This is a genomic window from Streptomyces sp. NBC_00212 (assembly GCF_045206365.1).
In the GTDB taxonomy this organism is placed as follows: Bacteria; Actinomycetota; Actinomycetes; order Streptomycetales; family Streptomycetaceae; genus Streptomyces.
This window is the reverse complement of sequence record NZ_CP108115.1, coordinates 4,288,091-4,304,074: the sequence shown is the minus strand read 5'-3', so window position 1 is coordinate 4,304,074 and position 15,984 is coordinate 4,288,091. Positions and strand designations below refer to the sequence as shown.

The window sequence follows — 15,984 nt, the reverse complement described above, 5'->3', positions numbered from 1 at the left end:
ACACCCCTCCGGCCCCGCTCTGATCCTTCCGGTTGGGGGATGTTTCACGTGAAACCGATCGACCCGCGCCTACTCCGGTACGCCCGTGCCACCCGCTTCTTCCTGGCCGCGGTGGTGGCTCTCGGTCTGGTCGGGGCGGGGCTCATCGTCGCCCAGGCGATGCTCATCGCCGATGTCGTCGTGGGGGCGTTCCAGCACGGCCACGACGCGGCCGGGCTGCGGACACCGCTGCTCTTTCTCGCTGTGGTCGCGGTCGGGCGGGGTCTGGTCTCCTGGCTCACCGAGCTCGCCGCCAACAGGGCGAGCGCGGCGGTCAAGTCGGAGCTGCGGGGCCGGCTCCTGGACCGGGCGGCCGGGCTCGGCCCCGAGTGGCTGGGCGGTCAGCGCACGGGGTCGCTGGTCGCCCTCGCCACCCGCGGGGTCGACGCGCTCGACGACTACTTCGCGCGTTACCTGCCGCAACTCGGCCTCGCCGTCGTGGTGCCGGTGGCAGTGCTCGCGCGGATCGTCACCGAGGACTGGGTGTCGGCGGCGACCATCGTCGTCACCCTGCCGCTCATCCCGCTGTTCATGGTGCTCATCGGCTGGGCCACCCAGTCGCAGATGGACCGTCAGTGGCGGCTGCTGTCCCGGCTTTCGGGGCACTTCCTCGACGTGGTCGCCGGACTGCCGACGCTGAAGGTGTTCGGGCGGGCCAAGGCACAGGCCGAGTCGATCAGGACGATCACCTCGGACTACCGCAGGGCGACGCTGAAGACCCTGCGGATCGCCTTCATCTCGTCCTTCGCGCTCGAACTGCTCGCGACGATCTCGGTGGCGCTGGTCGCGGTCGGCATCGGCATGCGCCTGGTCCACGGCGACCTCGATCTCTACACCGGCCTGGTCATCCTGATCCTGGCCCCCGAGGCCTATCTGCCGCTGCGCCAGGTCGGCGCCCAGTACCACGCGGCGGCGGAGGGGCTCTCGGCCGCGGAGGAGATCTTCGAGGTCCTGGAGACCCCGCTGCCCGAGGGCGGCCAGGACAATGTGCCCGCCGGCCCGGTCCGCATCGAGCTCGACGGCGTGACAGTGCGCCACCCCGGGCGCACGGAACCGTCCTTGGCGGCCGCCTCCCTGGTGGTGGAGCCGGGCGAGACGGTGGCGCTGACCGGGCCGAGCGGCGTCGGGAAGTCCACGCTCCTCAACGCGGTGCTCGGCTTCGTGGTCCCGCAGGAAGGCGGCCGGGTCCTGGTCTGTGGCGCCGATCTCGCCACGCTGTCCCTGGCCGACTGGCGCGAGCGGATCGCCTGGGTGCCGCAACGGCCGCACCTCTTCGCCGGGACGATCGCCGAGAACGTCCGCCTCGCCCGGCCGGACGCGGACGACGCGGCCGTGCTGAAGGCCCTGCGTGACGCGGGCGCGTACGACTTCGTGGCCGCGCTGCCGGACGGCGTGGCCACGGTCCTGGGCGAGGGCGGCGCGGGCCTCTCGGCCGGCCAGCGCCAACGCCTCGCGCTGGCCCGTGCCTTCCTCGCCGACCGGCCGGTGCTGCTGCTCGACGAGCCGACGGCCGCTCTCGACGGCGAGACCGAGGCCGGCATCGTGGACGCGGTGCGCAGGCTGGCGGTCGGCCGTACGGTCCTGCTCGTCGTGCACCGTCCGGCGCTGCTCGCGGTCGCGGACCGGGTGGTGGAGCTGCGGCCCGCGAAGGCGCAGCCCTCGCTTCAGGTGCCGGGAGCGTCTGTCGCGGCCCCAACTGGCAGGACGGCGGCGCCTGTTGAGGCCGTCACCGCGGAGGCCGTCACGACAGGCGGCCCCGTCGCCGCCCGGAACCCGCTCGCCCGGGTCCGTGCCGCGGCCCACGGGCTGCGCGGCCGCATCGCGCTCGCGCTGCTCCTCGGCGCGCTGGCGCTCGGCTCGGCCGTCGGCCTCATGGCCACCTCCGGCTGGCTCATCTCGCGGGCCTCGCAGCAGCCGCCGGTGCTCTATCTGATGGTGGCCGTCACCGCGACCCGCGCCTTCGGGATCGGCCGCGCCGTGTTCCGCTACGCCGAGCGCCTCGTTTCGCACGACGCCGTGCTGCGGATGCTCGCCGAACTGCGGGTCGCGGTGTACCGGCAGCTGGAGCGGATCGCGCCCGCCGGGCTGCGTGAGACCCGGCGCGGCGACCTGCTGTCCCGCCTGGTCGCCGATGTGGACGAACTCCAGGACTACTGGCTGCGCTGGGCCCTCCCCGCCGGCGTCGCGGTCGTGGTGTCCGTGCTGAGCGCCGGGTTCACCGCCTGGCTGCTGCCCGAGGCCGGTGCCGTGCTCGCCGCCGGACTCCTCGTCGCCGGGGCCGTGGTCCCGTTCGTCAGCGGCGCCCTGGCGCGGCGGGCCGAGCGCCGGCTCGCCCCGGCCCGCGGGATGCTCGCCACCCGGGTGGCCGATCTGCTCACCGGAACCGGCGAGCTCACCGTGGCGGGGGCCCTCGGCCGCCGCACCCGTGATGTGAAGGACGCCGACTCGGTACTGACCCGCATCGCCTCGCGGGCCGCGGCCGCCACCGCGCTCGGGGCCGGTCTCTCCACGCTGACCTGCGGACTCACCGTGGCCGCCGCCGCGCTGGTCGGCGTGCAGGCGGTCGTGGCCGGCCGCCTCGACGGGGTCGAGCTCGCGGTGGTCGTGCTGGTGCCGCTCGCCGCCTTCGAGGCCGTGACCGGCCTGCCGCTCGCCGTGCAGTCCCGCCAGCGGGTCCGGCACAGCGCCGAGCGCGTCTACGAGGTGCTCGACGCACCCGCCCCCGTACAGGAGCCGGACGTGCCCGTCGCCGCGCCCGCCTCGCCGTTCCCGCTGGAGCTGCGCGGGCTCAGCGCTCGGTACGCCGGGCAGGAGCGGGACGCGCTGCACGACTTCGGGCTGCGCCTCACCCAGGGCATGCGGGTCGCCGTGGTCGGCGCCTCCGGATCCGGCAAGACCACCCTCGCGCAGGTGCTGCTCCGCTTCCTGGACGCCCAGGAGGGCGCGTACGAGATCGCGGGGAGCGACGCGACCCGGCACGGCGGCGACGACGTGCGCAGGCTCGTCGGGCTGTGCGCCCAGGACGCGCACCTCTTCGACAGCTCCGTGCGGGAGAACCTGCGGCTCGCCCGCACCGACGCCACCGACGACGACCTGCGGGCCGCCCTGGCGCGGGCCCGGCTCCTGGACTGGGTCGACGCTCTGCCCGACGGCCTCGACACCCTCGTCGGTGAGCACGGCGCCCGGCTGTCCGGCGGCCAGCGCCAGCGGCTCGCGCTGGCCCGGGCCCTGCTCGCCGACTTCCCCGTCCTCGTCCTGGACGAACCGGCCGAGCACCTGGACCTGGCGACCGCCGACGTGCTCACCGAGGACCTGCTCGATGCCACCGAAGGCCGTACGACCGTGCTGATCACGCACCGGCTGCGGGGGCTGGAAGCCGTCGACGAAGTGGTCGTGCTCGACGAGGGGCGCACCGTGCAGCGCGGCGCCTACGAAGAGCTGGCGCTGGTCGAGGGACCTCTGCGGCGCATGCTGGAGAGGGAGCGCGAGACCGAGGCCACGCAGTACCCGACTTTCCTCGCCAAATAGGACTAACTAGTCTCAAGGCATGCCAGTGCCGCCAGTGCCGAAGAGACCGACGGGCCAGCAGGACGTCACGGATCTCGACCGCCAGGACCAGGACCCGCTCGAAGCGGCGACCCGGGCCACCCGCAGCCTGCAGGGCCTGTCCACCGAGCTCACCGCGCGGGTGCCGCAGCTGCTTGAGGCGATGCGCTCGGTGGGGACGGGCCTTGAGCTGCACTCCACGCTGGACCGGATCTGCGAGACGGCGGCCGAGCTCGCCGACGCCCGGTACGCGGCGATCGGGGTCGTCAACGAAGAGGGCCGGGGGCTCTCCGACTTCGTGACGTACGGGGTCAGCGACGAGGAGGCCCGGGCGATCGGGCACCGGCCCGACGGCCACCGCGGGCTGCTCGGCTGGCTGATCCACCACCCCGAGCCGCTGCGGCTCGCGGAGATCTCGGCCGATCCGCGTTCGGCCGGGCTCCCCCCGAACCACCCGCCGATGCGCACCTTCCTCGGCGTCCCCATCCGCGTCCAGGGCCAGATCTTCGGCAATCTCTATCTGACGGAGAAGCACAACGGGGGCGAGTTCAACGACTACGACCTGCACATGGTGCGGGTGCTCGCCACCGAGGCCGGGATCGCCATCGGCAACGCGCGGCTCTACGAGGCGGCGCGCCAGCGCGAGCGGTGGATCGACGGCTCGGTCGCCGTCACCACGGCTCTCCTGTCCGGCGGCGACGCGGACGACGCCCTGGAGGTCGTCGCCGAACAGGCCCGCCGTCTCGCCGTCTCCGACGCCGGAATAGTGCTGCTGCCCGCCGAGGAGGGCGGCCTGGAGATCGTCGCGGTCTCCGCCGACAACCCGCGCATCTCGCTCGGCGTGGTGATCCCGCCGGAGAGCCCGGTCGTCTCGACCCTGCTTGAGGGCGAGGCGGTCTTCGTGGAGGACGCCGCCACCGACTTCCGCATGATCACCAAGCTGTCGGAGCGGTACGGGCCGAGCATGCTGCTGCCGCTGCAGAGCGGCGGCCGGGTCCTCGGCGCTCTCGCCACGCCCCGGCTGCGCGGCGGACGCCCGTTCACCGAGGCGGAGCGGACGCTGGCCAGCCAGTTCGCCTCGCAGGCCGCGCTCGCCCTGATGATGGCCGAGGCCCAGCGGGACCGGGAGCGGCTCGCGGTGTACGAGGACCGCGACCGGATCGCCCGCGACCTGCACGACCTGGTCATCCAGCGCCTCTTCGCCACCGGGATGATGCTGGAGGGCGCCCAGCGCAAGTCCGTCGTGCCCGAAGTGCAGGGCGGCATCGGCAAGGCGGTCGACGAACTCGACGTCACCATCCAGGAGATCCGCACCGCGATCTTCGCGCTCCAGCAGGGCCCGGCCGAGGCGCCCTCGGGGCTGCGCACCCGCGTCCTGCGCGAGATCAACATGGCCGCCGTGCCGCTCGGCTTCAAGCCGGCCCACCGCTTCCTCGGCGCGGTCGACACCCTGGTCGGCGAGCTGACCGGCAAGAACCTGATCGCGGCGCTGCGCGAGGCGCTCTCGAACGCCTTCCGGCACGCCGAGGCGTCCCGGATCGAAGTCGTCGTGGACGCTACGGCACAACTGCCGGACGGCAGCGCGGGCGTGCGCCTGACCGTCGCGGACAACGGCGTCGGGATCCCCCCGGGCGGGCGCCGCAGCGGGCTGCGCAACCTTCAGCGGCGTGCGGAGGCGCTGGGCGGATCGAGCTCGTACGGCCCCGGGCTCGGGGACGCCGGGGGCGGCACGACCGTCCTGTGGGAGGCGCCGCTCTGATCAGCCGTGGTACGCGGTCGGGCGGACCAGGGCCGGTGCGGGGAAGCGCGTTTCACGTGAAACATTCCCTGCCGCGTGACCACCGGCGCGAGCGACCACAGGTCCGCGGCGACCACTGGTTGATCCCGTGAAGCACGCCGCAGGCCACCAGCAGCACCGGCGAGGCCCCTCAGAGCGCCTTGAGGATCTGCTCGATCACGACCGCCACGCCGTCCTCGTTGTTGGCGACCGTGCGGCCGGAGGCGGTGGCCAGGACATCCGGGTGGGCGTTGCCCATCGCGTACGACGTGCCGGCCCAGCTCAGCATTTCCATGTCGTTCGGCATGTCGCCGAAGGCCACCACCTCGGCGGGCGAGATGCCGCGCTCGGCGCAGCACAGGGCCAGCGTGGAGGCCTTCGAGACGCCCGCGCCGCTGATCTCCAGGAGCGCGGTCGGGCTGGACCGGGTGATCTCGGCGCGCACCCCGACCGCCGTGCGGGCCAGCGCGAGGAAGTCGTCCGGGGCCAGCTCGGGGTGGAACGCGAGCACCTTGAGCACCGGCTGGTGTGCCGTGTCGGCGTCCTCGGCCAGCAGTTTCTCGGCGGGCGCGATGCTCGCCGCCGGGTCCAGGTGCATGGGCGGATAGGCGAGTTCGTGGTGGAAGCCACCGGTGCGCTCGACCGCGAACGACGTGCCGGGCACGGCCGCCCGCAGCAGGGTGACGACGTCGAGGGCGGCGGCCCGCTCCAGCGGCCGCACCTTCACGAAGCGGTGGCCGTCGCTGTCGCCGTGCAGATCGACGACGGCCGCGCCGTTGCCGCAGATGGCCAGGCCATGCCCGTGCACATGGGCGCTGACGACGTCCATCCAGCGGGCCGGGCGGCCGGTGACGAAGAAGACCTCGATGCCCGCCTCCTCGGCGGCGGCCAGGGCGGCGATCGTACGGTCCGACACGGTCTTGTCGTCCCGCAGCAGGGTGCCGTCCAGGTCGGTCGCGATGAGCCGTGGTGCGGTCGGTACGGGACGGGTGGCCGGGGCGGGATCCGTAGCAGAGGTCACCGGGCCATTGTCCCGTATACAGGTGCACGGGCGTGCGAGAGGGCGCACATCTGAGAGCGCGGACCGGTGCGCCGGGGGCATGAGGGGGTTCGCGACACCGGTGCAGTTCCGGGCAGGACGGCGCGCGGTGCTCCTTGGCGGACATGGATGTCTGCGGGGGCGCACTTATCCGACGTAGGGTCGGGGTATGCGTCTGAGCACTGTGATTCTTCCGGTACGCCGCTGGCACGACGGCGGTCGCGACGAGTGGCTGTGCGCCGAGGAACTGGGCTTCCACACCGCGTACACGTACGACCATCTGTCCTGGCGGACGTTCCGGGACGGCCCGTGGTTCGGGGCGGTCCCGACGCTCACGGCCGCCGCTGCCGCCACCACCCGGCTGCGGCTCGGCACCCTGGTCACCTCGCCGAACTTCCGGCACCCGGTGACCCTCGCCAAGGACCTGATCACCCTCGACGACGTGTCGAACGGCCGGATCACCCTCGGGATCGGCGCGGGCGGCAACGGCTTCGACGCCACCGCGCTGGGCCAGGAGGCGTGGACGCCGCGTGAACGGGCCGACCGGTTCGGCGAGTTCGTGCCGCTGCTCGACCGACTGCTTACTGAGGACTCGGTGACGTACGACGGCACCTATTACTCGGCGGTCGAGGCGCGCACCATCCCGGGCTGCCTCCAGCGGCCCAGGATTCCCTTCGCGGTGGCCGCGACCGGCCCGCGCGGGCTGAAGCTGGCGGCGAAGCACGGGCAGGCGTGGGTGACCACAGGCGACCCGAAGCTGTTCGAGACCGGCACGCCCGAGCAGTCCGTCGAGGCGATTCGCGAGCAGGTCAAGAAGCTGGGCGCCGCCTGCGACCAGATCGGGCGCGACGTGGACGAGCTGGACAAGATTCTTCTCACCGGCTTCACCCCGCAGCCCGGCCGTCCGCTGGAATCCCTGGACGCGTTCGTGGACTTCGCGGGTCGGCACTTCGAGCTCGGCTTCACCGAGATCGTTCTGCACGCGCCGATTCCGGACTCCGAGTTCGCGGCCGATCCGAAGGTCTTCGAGCAGATCGCGACCGAGGGGCTCGCGCAGCTCGGCCGTTAACCCTTCTTGCTGCGGACGCGCGCGCTCATCCAAGGGCTGAGCCCGACGAGGACCAGTTCCTTGTACGTCTCGTCGCCGGGCAGTGGCACGACCAGCCACCATCCCGGCGGGAAGAACCGGCCCTTGACATGGGCGAGTCCGCCGTAGACGGAGCGCAGGAAGGCGGGCACGGCATCGCGCGGCACGTCGTCGAACTGCACGCCGTCGACGGTGACTTGGGCGTCGTCCTCGGGATAGACCCGAACGGTCACGGAAGGCGAGCCGCCGAGTTCGACGTACGCCTCGTGCGGCAGCGAACCGTCCGGATCGACGACCGCGAACACCCCGGACGAGGTGCGGCGGGAGGTGCGGTCGGCGCCGATGTCGTCGGTGACCTCGACCTCCAGCCGCTGCTCATCGGCGATCGCGCGGATCGCGGCGACCGCGGACTCGGTGGTGGGCAGGTGAGGATGGGGCATGGGACCGATCATGCCAAGTGCCGGCTCAGCCACGCAGCCGCAGATACTCCGGCGGTACGGAGTCCGTCAGCCAGACCCCGTTGGCGCTGACGTGGAAGTCATGGCCGGCCCGGTGCATGGCCCCGGCGTCGACGCTCAGGATCACGGGCCGGCCGCGGCGGGCGCCGACCCGGGTGGCGGTCTCCCGGTCGGGCGAGAGGTGCACGTGCTGCCGGTCCATGGGGCGCAGACCCTCGGCGCGGATCGCGTCCAGATTGCGGGCCACGGTGCCGTGGTAGAGGTACGCGGGTGGTTCGGCGGGCGGCAGGCCGAGGTCCACGGCCACGGTGTGGCCCTGGCTGGCCCGGATCCGGCCGCCCTCGACGGCGAAGCGCCGCTTGTCGTTGGTGGCGACGACGTGGTCGAGCTCGGCGCGGGTGATGGGGAAGCGGTGCGCGGCGGCGGCCCGCAGCAGCGTGTCGATCTCCACCCAGCCGTTCGGGTCGAGGACGATTCCGATCCGCTCGGGCTGATGGCGCAGGTGCTTCGAGAGGTATTTGGACACCTTGACGGTGCGTTTGTCGTCGGGGAGCGGCCGCTCGCTCTCGCGCGGTGGCTCCGGCGGGTTTTCCGTCATGCCGCCAGGGTGCCGGGCCGGACGGGGCCCCGGCATCCCAATTCCCCGGCATCCCGATTCATCGTGGGCGGCGGGCTTCGTCAGGGAGCCAGCTGCTCCGCCGCCCACCGGGCCCACTCCTCGTGCATCGCGCTGAGCCGCTTGCCGTACTCCATGGCGAGCCGGCCGTGCACCGAGATCGGGTCCTCGCCCCAGTCGATGACCGCCTCCGCCTCCTTGAGGCCCGCGAGCTGCCGGGCCGAACGCTCGGCCTCGCCAAGGAGGTACGCCTTCGCCTCGACGCGGGTGAGCTCGCCGAGGAAGAAGACGCGGAGCAGGGAGTCGCTGCGGCGGGTGCGGACGGGCTCGACCTCGGTGAGCCAGTGGTGCAGTTCGGACCGTCCGGCCTCGGTGATCGCGTACTCTTTGCGCCCGCGCGGCCCCTCGGCGGACACCTCGACCAGACCGCCGTCGGCGAGTTTGCCCAGCTCTCCGTAGACCTGGCTCTGCGTCGCCGACCAGACGTGGGCGAGCGAGGTCTCGAACAGCTTCATCAGGTCGTAACCGCTGGCCGGACGGTTGGTCAGCAGGCCCAGGACTGCATGGCGGAGGCTCATGCGTTCCACTCTACCCTCCACTCTTGACAGGTCAAAGGAGGAACCTCTACATTCGACATGTCGAAGTTGGAATGTGGAGCTGAGCCGAAGGGCTCGGAACAAAGGGGGACTCCCATGAACTACCTGCGCGGTTTCATCCCGTGGATCGTCTTCGCCGCCGTCGGCAGCGCGCACTGGCAGTGGGGCGCGCTCGCCGCCCTCGCCGCAGGCGCCTACCTCTTCTCGATGGACCGCAAGCGCGGGGTGGCCGCCGACTCCCTCATCCTGGAGCAGTCCACGATCGCCTTCTTCGCCGTGCTCAGCGTCATCGCGTTCGCCGCTCCCGACAGTGGGCTGCGCGAGTACGGCGGCGCGCTGGCCACCGGCTGGCTGGCCCTGACGGCCTGGGCCACGCTGGCCGTCCGCAAGCCCTTCACCACCGGGATCGCCAAGCGGCAGGCGCCGCGCGAGGTGTGGACCAACCCGGTGTTCATCCGGATCAACGTGGTGTTGACCTCCGTCTGGGCCCTCGCGTTCACCCTGACCGCCGCCGCCCTCGCCGTCATCGACGCCGAGTCGCTGGGCAGCACCGCCTCGATAGCCGCCCAGGTCGCGGGCTTCGCCCTCCCGGCCGTCATCACCGCCCAGTACCCGGAGCGCGCCCGCCGCGCCGCCGTCCAGAAGGGCGCCTGACGATGACCGCCACGCCCACCGCCCCGCCCACCCCGCACCTCGCGGGCAACTTCGCCCCGGTCACCGCGGAACTGACCACCCACGAGCTGGCGGTGACCGGCTCCATACCGCCCGAGCTGACCGGCTGGTACGTACGCAACGGGCCCAACCCGCAGGACGCCGCTTCCCCGCACTGGTTCTTCGGGGACGGAATGGTCCACGGCGTCCGGCTCGAAGGCGGCAGGGCTCGCGCCTACCGCAACCGCTGGGTGCGCACGTCGACGTTCACCGACGGAGCGCGGGTCCACGACCGGCAGGGCAACACCGACCTCACCGCCGGGGTCGCCAACACCCACGTGATCCGGCACGCCGGCCGCACCCTGGCCCTGGTCGAGTCGTCCTTCCCGTACGAGCTGGACTGCCGGCCGGGGCACGAGCTGGAGACGCTGGGCGCCCACGACTTCGGCGGCCGCCTCGCCACATCGATGACCGCCCACCCCAAGACCTGCCCGGTCACCGGAGAGCTGCACTTCTTCGGGTACGGGACGGCCACGCCGCCGTATCTCACCTACCACCGGGCCGACGCCAAGGGCGAGTTGGTGGTGAGCCGGCCGGTGGAGGTGCCGGGCGCGACGATGATGCACGACTTCCACCTCACCGCCTCCCACGTGGTGTTCATGGACCTGCCGGCCGTGTTCGACCGGGAGACCGCGATGCGCCCCGGCGGTGGGCTGCCCTACCGCTGGGACGCGGAGTACGGGGCACGGCTCGGCGTGCTGCGCAGGGACGATCCGTACGGCGAGGTGCGGTGGCTGACGGTCGACCCCTGCTACGTCTTCCACGCGCTGAACGCGTACGACGAGGCGGGGGACGGCGACGGGCGCGGGGCGCGGATCGTGCTGCACGTCGTGCGGTACGAGCGGCTGGGGGCGCGCGGGGCCAGCCTATGGAAGTGGACGCTGGACCTGGCGACGGGCGTGGTCCGGGAGGAACAGCTCGACGACCAGGCCTGCGAGTTCCCCCGGGTCGACGACCGGCTGGCCGGTCTTGAGGCCGGGTTCGGGCACGTCACGGTGGCGCGGACGCCGTCCTCGGGGCCGGTGTCGGGGGAGCTGCTCAGGTACGACCTGCGGACGGGGGCGGTGGCACGGCACGACTTCGGGGCGGGGCAGGTCCCGGCAGAGGCGGCGTTCGCCCCGGCGGACGACCGGCCGGGCGGCCCGGGGTGGCTGCTCAGCTATGTGTACGACGCAGCCAGGGACGCGAGCGATCTCGTCATCCTGGACGCGGAGAACCTCGCGGCGCCGCCGGTCGCGACGGTCCGTCTTCCCCAGCGCGTGCCGTTCGGCTTCCACGGCAACTGGCTCGCCGATCAGTGACGGGAACAAAACCAGAACGAAGCGGTCGTGACAGCAATCACCTTATTGAGGAACCGAGTTGGGTTTGTTCCACAGCGAAGTCACGTTATCCACAGGTAATTTGACGGCGCTGTGGACAACTGATGCCCGGTAAGCGAGCTTTGGTGAATTACATTCATATATGGGGGATTTGGGATGTGGAGTGGTTGGTTAGCGGTTAGTCGCTGTCCCGTGTTGAGAGAGTCAAGGCGTCCAAGGTGCGTGCCTGGACCTCGCGTTCCGTGGCCGCGGTGATGAACGCGGTGACGTTGTCGGGGCCCACCAGGTCCTGAACGGCCCGCACCGTCGCGGCGGGGAGCGGCACCGGGCCGGGGTCCGGGGTGGCGGGCGCCGCGGCCGGGGCGCCCAGGTGTTTCTGGAGGTGGCGGGTCGCGAACAGGCGCATCGCGCGGGCCAGTTCGGCGTCCACCGTCTGCTGGGCCAGCGGGCGCAGCCGGCGCACCAGGTCGGCGGCCTCGGCGGCCTCGGTGTCGGTCGGGGGGTGGTGGCCCAGATAGCGGGCGAAGACGTGTTCCGTGGTGAAGTCGAGGAAGCGGGCCGCGATGTGCTCGACCTGTCCGCGCAGCTCGCGCAGATGCCCCGAGATGGCGTCGAGCGGCACCCCGGCGGCATGCAACTCGGCAGCCACCGCCAGCTCTTGAGGGCTGGGGACGAGGAACTCGGCGTCGTTGTCCGGGATGCGCACCAGGATGCCGAGCTCCACCGCTTCGGCGACGGCCTCGTTGTCGGGGTTGCCGCCGAACGTCTCGTCGAGGTCGGCGCGCGATATGCGGGCGGCCTCCTCGTCCGTCCAGGGCCCGCTGACCTCGGCGACCAGGCCGAGCACGCCGCCGAGCCCCCGGCCGGCGTCCCAGGCCTCCAGGAGCTCCTTGATGGAGGCCAGGGTGTAGCCGCGGTCGAGCAGGTCGGCGATCTGGTGCAGCCGGGCCAGGTGGGTGTCCCCGTACACGTTGGAGCGGCCGCGCCGCTCGGGCCGGGGCAGCAGGCCCCGGTCCTGGTAGGCGCGGATCGTGCGGACCGTGGCGCCGCTGGCGTGCGCCAGGTCCTCGATCCGGTACTCGGCCGGTGCCGCCGTCGGCGGCACCACCTGCTGAAGTGCTGACTGCCCGGACAAACCCACTCCCCCTACCCCAGGGCGGCGCGGCCCACCGCGCCCGCCGCCGCTCGGGCCGCCGGCGAGGTCGCGAGGTATTCGACGGCCTTGCGCAGGGAGCCCTCCTGCGAGGGATGGTACGACCGGCGGAAGTAGCGGGGTATGGCCGAGCCCAGTTCCGTCCAGGTGGGCAGCAGGCCGCGGCGTACGGCCCGGTTGTGCTCACGCAGCGAGTAGCGCGCCCGGCCCGCGAGCCCGGGGTCGTGCCGGATCAGATAGGAGGCGCCCCACACCCACAGCCACAGCAGCACCGGGGCGACGACGGCCATACCCTCGACACGGCGGGCGTAGCGGGGCAGGCCCGTACCGCCGCAGTGCTGGTACATGTCGAAGGCCACCGCCCGGTGCTCGACCTCCTCCGCGCCGTGCCAGCGCAGCAGATCGAGCATGACCGGGTCCGAGCCGGCCCGGTCCAGGCCCTCGGCGTGCAGCACCCAGTTGCCGAGGACCGCCGTGAACTGCTCGATCGCGGCGATCAGCGAGAGCCGGAAGCGCAGCCACTCCTGGGTCGGAATCGGCGCCCCGAACGGCGGCGCCTCGCCGAGGAGCTTCTCGAAGAGGAAGTCGACGTGCCGGGTGTAGGCGGCGGTGTCGAGCCGCTGGTGCGCCAAGTGGTCCAGGACATGGGCGTGTTGGACGCTGTGGGTGGCCTCCTGGCCCATGAACCCCTTGACGTCCTTGAGCAGCACCGGGTCGGCGACCAGCGGCAGGGCCTCCTTGAACACCTTCACGAACCAGCGCTCGCCCGCCGGAAGCAGCAGGTGCAGCACATTGATCACATGGGTGGCGGTGGGCTCGTCCGGAATCCAGTGCAGCGGCGTCCCGTCCCAGTCGAACGAGACCCGGCGCGGGGTTATTCGGTAGTGCTCCTCGCTCTTCGTGCCTTCCCGGCGCTCCGTGCTCACAGCGGCGGCTCCAATCGGGCGATCGCGCGCAGCGTCCTCGGCGCGAAGCGGGACATGAGGTGGGCGCCGCGGGCCTCGGGCGTCACCGGCACCACGGCCTGGTTCTTCACCACGGCGCGCAGGATCGCCGAAGCGACCTTCTCCGGCGGGAAGTTGCGCAGCCCGTACAGGCGCGAGGTCTTCTTCTGGAGGCGCTTCTCCTCCTTGGCGTCGGTGCCCGCGAAGTGCGTCGTCGAGGTGATGTTGGTGTTGACGAGGCCGGGGCAGATCGCCGAGACGCCGATGCCCTGACCTGCCAGTTCGGCGCGCAGGCACTCGCTGAGCATCAGCACCGCGGCCTTCGACGTGCTGTACGCGGGCAGCGCCCGGGAGGGCTGATAGGCGGCGGCGGACGCGGTGTTGACGATGTGGCCGCCCTGGCCTCGCTCGGCCATCTGCTTGCCGAAGATGCGGCAGCCGTGGATGACGCCCCACAGATTGACGTCGAGGACCTTCTTCCAGTCCTCGGCCGTGGTGTCGAAGAAGGATCCCGAGAGCCCGATCCCCGCGTTGTTGACCAGGACGTCGACGACGCCGTACTCGGTGGCGACCTTCTCGGCGAGCTTCTCCATCGCCTGCTCGTCGCTGACGTCGACGGCCTCGCCCCAGGCCTCGGGCGAGCCGATCAGCCGGGACATCTCCGCGGTCCGCGTCGCCCCCTCGGCGTCCCGGTCCACGGCCACGATCCGCGCCCCGGCCTCGGCGAACGCGAACGCCGTGGCCCGGCCGATGCCGCTCGCCGCCCCCGTCACCAGGACCAGCTGTCCCCCGAACCGGTCGGCGTACCGGCCCGTCGCGACGGTGTCCTTGGCCGGGATCCCGTCCTCGTTGGAACGGACGAACTCGCCGATCCAGGCGGCCAGTTGGTCCGGCCTGGTGCGCGGTATCCAGTGCTTGGCGGGCAGTGTGCGGCGGATCAACCGGGGCGCCCAGTGCTCCAGGTCGGCGTACAGCTTCGGCGAGAGGAACACGTCGTCGAGCGGCGTGATCAGCTGGACGGGCACGTGGGCGTACGCGTCGGGGCGCGGGCGGCGCAGCCGGGCGCGGACGTTGTCCCGGTAGAGCCAGGCGCCGTGCGCCGCGTCCTGCGGAAGGGAGGCCGTGGGGTATCCGTCTGCGGGCACGTTCTCCAGGCGCTGGAGCATCTTCGGCCACCGCTTGCCGAGCGGCCCGCGCCAGGCCAGCTCGGGCAGGACCGGGGTGTGCAGCAGGTACACGTACCAGGACTTGGCGCCCTGGCCCAGGAGCTGGCCCACCTTGCGCGGGGTCGGGCGGCTCATCCGGCTCTTGATCCAGTGCCCGAAGTGATCGAGCGACGGGCCGGACATCGAGGTGAAGGACGCTATGCGGCCCTCGGTGCGCTCGACGGTCGCGAACTCCCAGCCCTGCACCGAACCCCAGTCGTGGCCGACCAGATGGACCGGCCGGTCCGGGCTGACCGCGTCCGCGACCGCCAGGAAGTCGTCCGTCAGCTTCTCCAGCGTGAACCCGCCGCGCAGCGGGGCCGGCGCGGTGGAGCGGCCGTGCCCGCGGACGTCGTAAAGGACCACGTGGAAGCGCTCGGCAAGGCGCTCGGCGACCTCGGACCACACCTCCTTGCTGTCCGGGTAGCCGTGCACCAGGAGCACGGTCGGCTGGGACTCGTCGCCCAGTTCGGCGACGCACAGCTCCACGCCGCCGGTCCGCACCCAGCGCTCGCGCGCTCCCTCGATGTTCACGCTCGTCACGCTCACGCCGCCTTCTCCTCGGCCCAGCGCCGCACATGCGGCAGGTCGTCGTCCAGCCAGAACGCGCTCTGCTCGGGGTCCTTGGAGTCAGTGACGACCAGGATCTCCTCGAACTTCGCGCCCGTACCCCGGAACCCGAGGTGCGGCTCGACCGCCCACAGCCCCGGCTGCGGCGGGTGGTCGGAGAACTTGTACGGGGACCACAGCGGCGACCAGCCGTCCCGGTGGCCGTGCACCGCATCGCTCGCCAGACCCTTCAGCGCCTGGGTGCCGAACCCGAAGACGTTCGGCGACCAGCGGCGCTCCTTCACCTGGTCGATCTTGTGGGCGATCACGCCGAACGGGTAGGCGCGGTGCCGGTTGGCATAGCCCTGGCGGACCATGAGCCGGTCCACGTCCTCGTAGATCTCTCGCAGCGGCCGTTTCTCGCGCACCTCGCGCAGGATCAGCTCGCGGTGCGCCTCCAGGTCGGCGAGCAGCCGGTCGTGCACCGGGTTGAGCCCGAGGCAGCCCGAGTAGCCGATGTCCGCGGTGAAGCCCTGGTAGACCGGAGCCATGTCGAGGATGAAGGGCATCCCCGCCTCCAGACGCCGGTTGGTGGGGAAGAACTGCAACGGGATGCGGAAGTTCACGAACGCCGTGCGGTCGCCGAACCAGGCGAACGGCAGGTGGAACCAGTCCCGCACGCCCCGCTCGCGCAACCAGTCCCGCTGCATCCGCGCGGCCTCCCGCTCGGTCACTCCGGGCTTGAGCTGCGCGGCCACCGCCTCCGCGCACTCGTACGCGAGGCTCTGTACTTCCCTGAACCCGCGCAGCCGCGCGTCGGGTTCAGCCTTCAGTGCCGATGGCATCCGTCCACCCCTGTCGCCCTACGCGTGCGTAACTTGACACTGATGAATGTGACAATGCCCGGCGGCTGCGTCAAGGGTCCTGCGCCAGCCTGTGGACAAC

At 72.0% G+C, this 15,984-nt stretch carries 13 protein-coding genes; 5 read left to right on the top strand and 8 right to left on the bottom strand.

The features are described 5' to 3' along the window. The first annotated feature begins 39 nt into the window (after positions 1–39). Positions 40–3,567: a thiol reductant ABC exporter subunit CydD gene (gene cydD / locus OHA17_RS19740; RefSeq protein WP_406507688.1), complete on the top strand. Its 3,528-nt coding sequence runs from the start codon at positions 40–42 to the stop codon at positions 3,565–3,567. Positions 3,568–3,586: 19 nt separating this feature from the next. Beyond that, a complete protein-coding gene (locus tag OHA17_RS19735; RefSeq protein ID WP_406507687.1) occupies positions 3,587–5,344 on the top strand; it encodes a GAF domain-containing sensor histidine kinase in 1,758 nt (585 codons plus the stop codon). Between the two features lie 169 nt (positions 5,345–5,513). Here the strand turns inward: OHA17_RS19735 and OHA17_RS19730 are convergent, their stop codons facing one another. Then, positions 5,514–6,401, bottom strand: a complete 888-nt coding sequence (locus OHA17_RS19730) for a Cof-type HAD-IIB family hydrolase (RefSeq protein ID WP_406510767.1) — start codon at positions 6,399–6,401, stop codon at positions 5,514–5,516. Positions 6,402–6,570: 169 nt separating this feature from the next. Here OHA17_RS19730 and OHA17_RS19725 point away from each other — a divergent pair, with 169 nt between their 5' ends. After that, positions 6,571–7,470 (top strand): LLM class flavin-dependent oxidoreductase, encoded by a 900-nt coding sequence (locus OHA17_RS19725; RefSeq protein ID WP_406507686.1) that lies wholly within the window; start codon positions 6,571–6,573, stop codon positions 7,468–7,470. Here OHA17_RS19725 and OHA17_RS19720 read toward each other — a convergent pair. The 3 genes from OHA17_RS19720 to OHA17_RS19710 form a co-directional block, all read right to left on the bottom strand. Then, positions 7,467–7,928 carry a hypothetical protein gene (locus OHA17_RS19720; RefSeq protein ID WP_406507685.1) on the bottom strand — a complete coding sequence of 154 codons (462 nt, stop codon included), beginning with the start codon at positions 7,926–7,928 and terminating at the stop codon, positions 7,467–7,469. The two genes, OHA17_RS19725 and OHA17_RS19720, sit on opposite strands and share 4 nt — an antisense overlap. Before the next feature lie 25 nt (positions 7,929–7,953). After that, positions 7,954–8,544: an RNA 2'-phosphotransferase gene (locus tag OHA17_RS19715; protein ID WP_406507684.1), complete on the bottom strand. Its 591-nt coding sequence runs from the start codon at positions 8,542–8,544 to the stop codon at positions 7,954–7,956. A gap of 80 nt (positions 8,545–8,624) precedes the next feature. Further along, positions 8,625–9,140 (bottom strand): PadR family transcriptional regulator, encoded by a 516-nt coding sequence (locus OHA17_RS19710; RefSeq protein WP_398874203.1) that lies wholly within the window; start codon positions 9,138–9,140, stop codon positions 8,625–8,627. A 114-nt stretch (positions 9,141–9,254) separates the two neighbouring features. Between OHA17_RS19710 and OHA17_RS19705 the strand changes: the two genes are divergently transcribed. Together OHA17_RS19705 and OHA17_RS19700 are read left to right on the top strand one after the other, a co-directional pair. Beyond that, positions 9,255–9,812, top strand: a complete 558-nt coding sequence (locus OHA17_RS19705) for a hypothetical protein (RefSeq protein ID WP_398874201.1) — start codon at positions 9,255–9,257, stop codon at positions 9,810–9,812. Between the two features lie 2 nt (positions 9,813–9,814). Continuing rightward, a complete protein-coding gene (locus OHA17_RS19700) occupies positions 9,815–11,170 on the top strand; it encodes a carotenoid oxygenase family protein (protein ID WP_406507683.1) in 1,356 nt (451 codons plus the stop codon). A 196-nt stretch (positions 11,171–11,366) separates the two neighbouring features. Here the strand turns inward: OHA17_RS19700 and OHA17_RS19695 are convergent, their stop codons facing one another. Genes OHA17_RS19695 through OHA17_RS19680 form a run of 4 tightly spaced genes read right to left on the bottom strand, consistent with a single transcriptional unit; the run spans position 11,367 to position 15,884 of the window. Next, positions 11,367–12,323: a MerR family transcriptional regulator gene (locus OHA17_RS19695; RefSeq protein ID WP_406507682.1), complete on the bottom strand. Its 957-nt coding sequence runs from the start codon at positions 12,321–12,323 to the stop codon at positions 11,367–11,369. Positions 12,324–12,334: 11 nt separating this feature from the next. Then, positions 12,335–13,267 carry a metal-dependent hydrolase gene (locus OHA17_RS19690; RefSeq protein WP_398874195.1) on the bottom strand — a complete coding sequence of 311 codons (933 nt, stop codon included), beginning with the start codon at positions 13,265–13,267 and terminating at the stop codon, positions 12,335–12,337. Beyond that, positions 13,264–15,024, bottom strand: a complete 1,761-nt coding sequence (locus tag OHA17_RS19685; RefSeq protein ID WP_406510766.1) for an SDR family oxidoreductase — start codon at positions 15,022–15,024, stop codon at positions 13,264–13,266. Before OHA17_RS19685 ends, OHA17_RS19690 begins: the two co-directional genes overlap by 4 nt. 11 nt (positions 15,025–15,035) lie before the next feature. Further along, on the bottom strand, positions 15,036–15,884 hold the full coding sequence (locus OHA17_RS19680) for a M24 family metallopeptidase (protein ID WP_406507681.1): 849 nt from the start codon (positions 15,882–15,884) through the stop codon (positions 15,036–15,038). Between the last annotated feature and the right edge of the window lie 100 nt (positions 15,885–15,984).

Bases quoted from the DNA above. Each gene is read 5' to 3' on its own strand.
- cydD (WP_406507688.1), top strand. From the start codon at position 40: ATGTTTCACGTGAAACCGATCGACCCGCGCCTACTCCGGTACGCCCGT.
- OHA17_RS19735 (WP_406507687.1), top strand. From the start codon at position 3,587: ATGCCAGTGCCGCCAGTGCCGAAGAGACCGACGGGCCAGCAGGACGTC.
- OHA17_RS19725 (WP_406507686.1), top strand. From the start codon at position 6,571: ATGCGTCTGAGCACTGTGATTCTTCCGGTACGCCGCTGGCACGACGGC.
- OHA17_RS19720 (WP_406507685.1), bottom strand. From the start codon at position 7,928: ATGCCCCATCCTCACCTGCCCACCACCGAGTCCGCGGTCGCCGCGATC.
- OHA17_RS19715 (WP_406507684.1), bottom strand. From the start codon at position 8,544: ATGACGGAAAACCCGCCGGAGCCACCGCGCGAGAGCGAGCGGCCGCTC.
- OHA17_RS19710 (WP_398874203.1), bottom strand. From the start codon at position 9,140: ATGAGCCTCCGCCATGCAGTCCTGGGCCTGCTGACCAACCGTCCGGCC.
- OHA17_RS19705 (WP_398874201.1), top strand. From the start codon at position 9,255: ATGAACTACCTGCGCGGTTTCATCCCGTGGATCGTCTTCGCCGCCGTC.
- OHA17_RS19700 (WP_406507683.1), top strand. From the start codon at position 9,815: ATGACCGCCACGCCCACCGCCCCGCCCACCCCGCACCTCGCGGGCAAC.
- OHA17_RS19680 (WP_406507681.1), bottom strand. From the start codon at position 15,884: ATGCCATCGGCACTGAAGGCTGAACCCGACGCGCGGCTGCGCGGGTTC.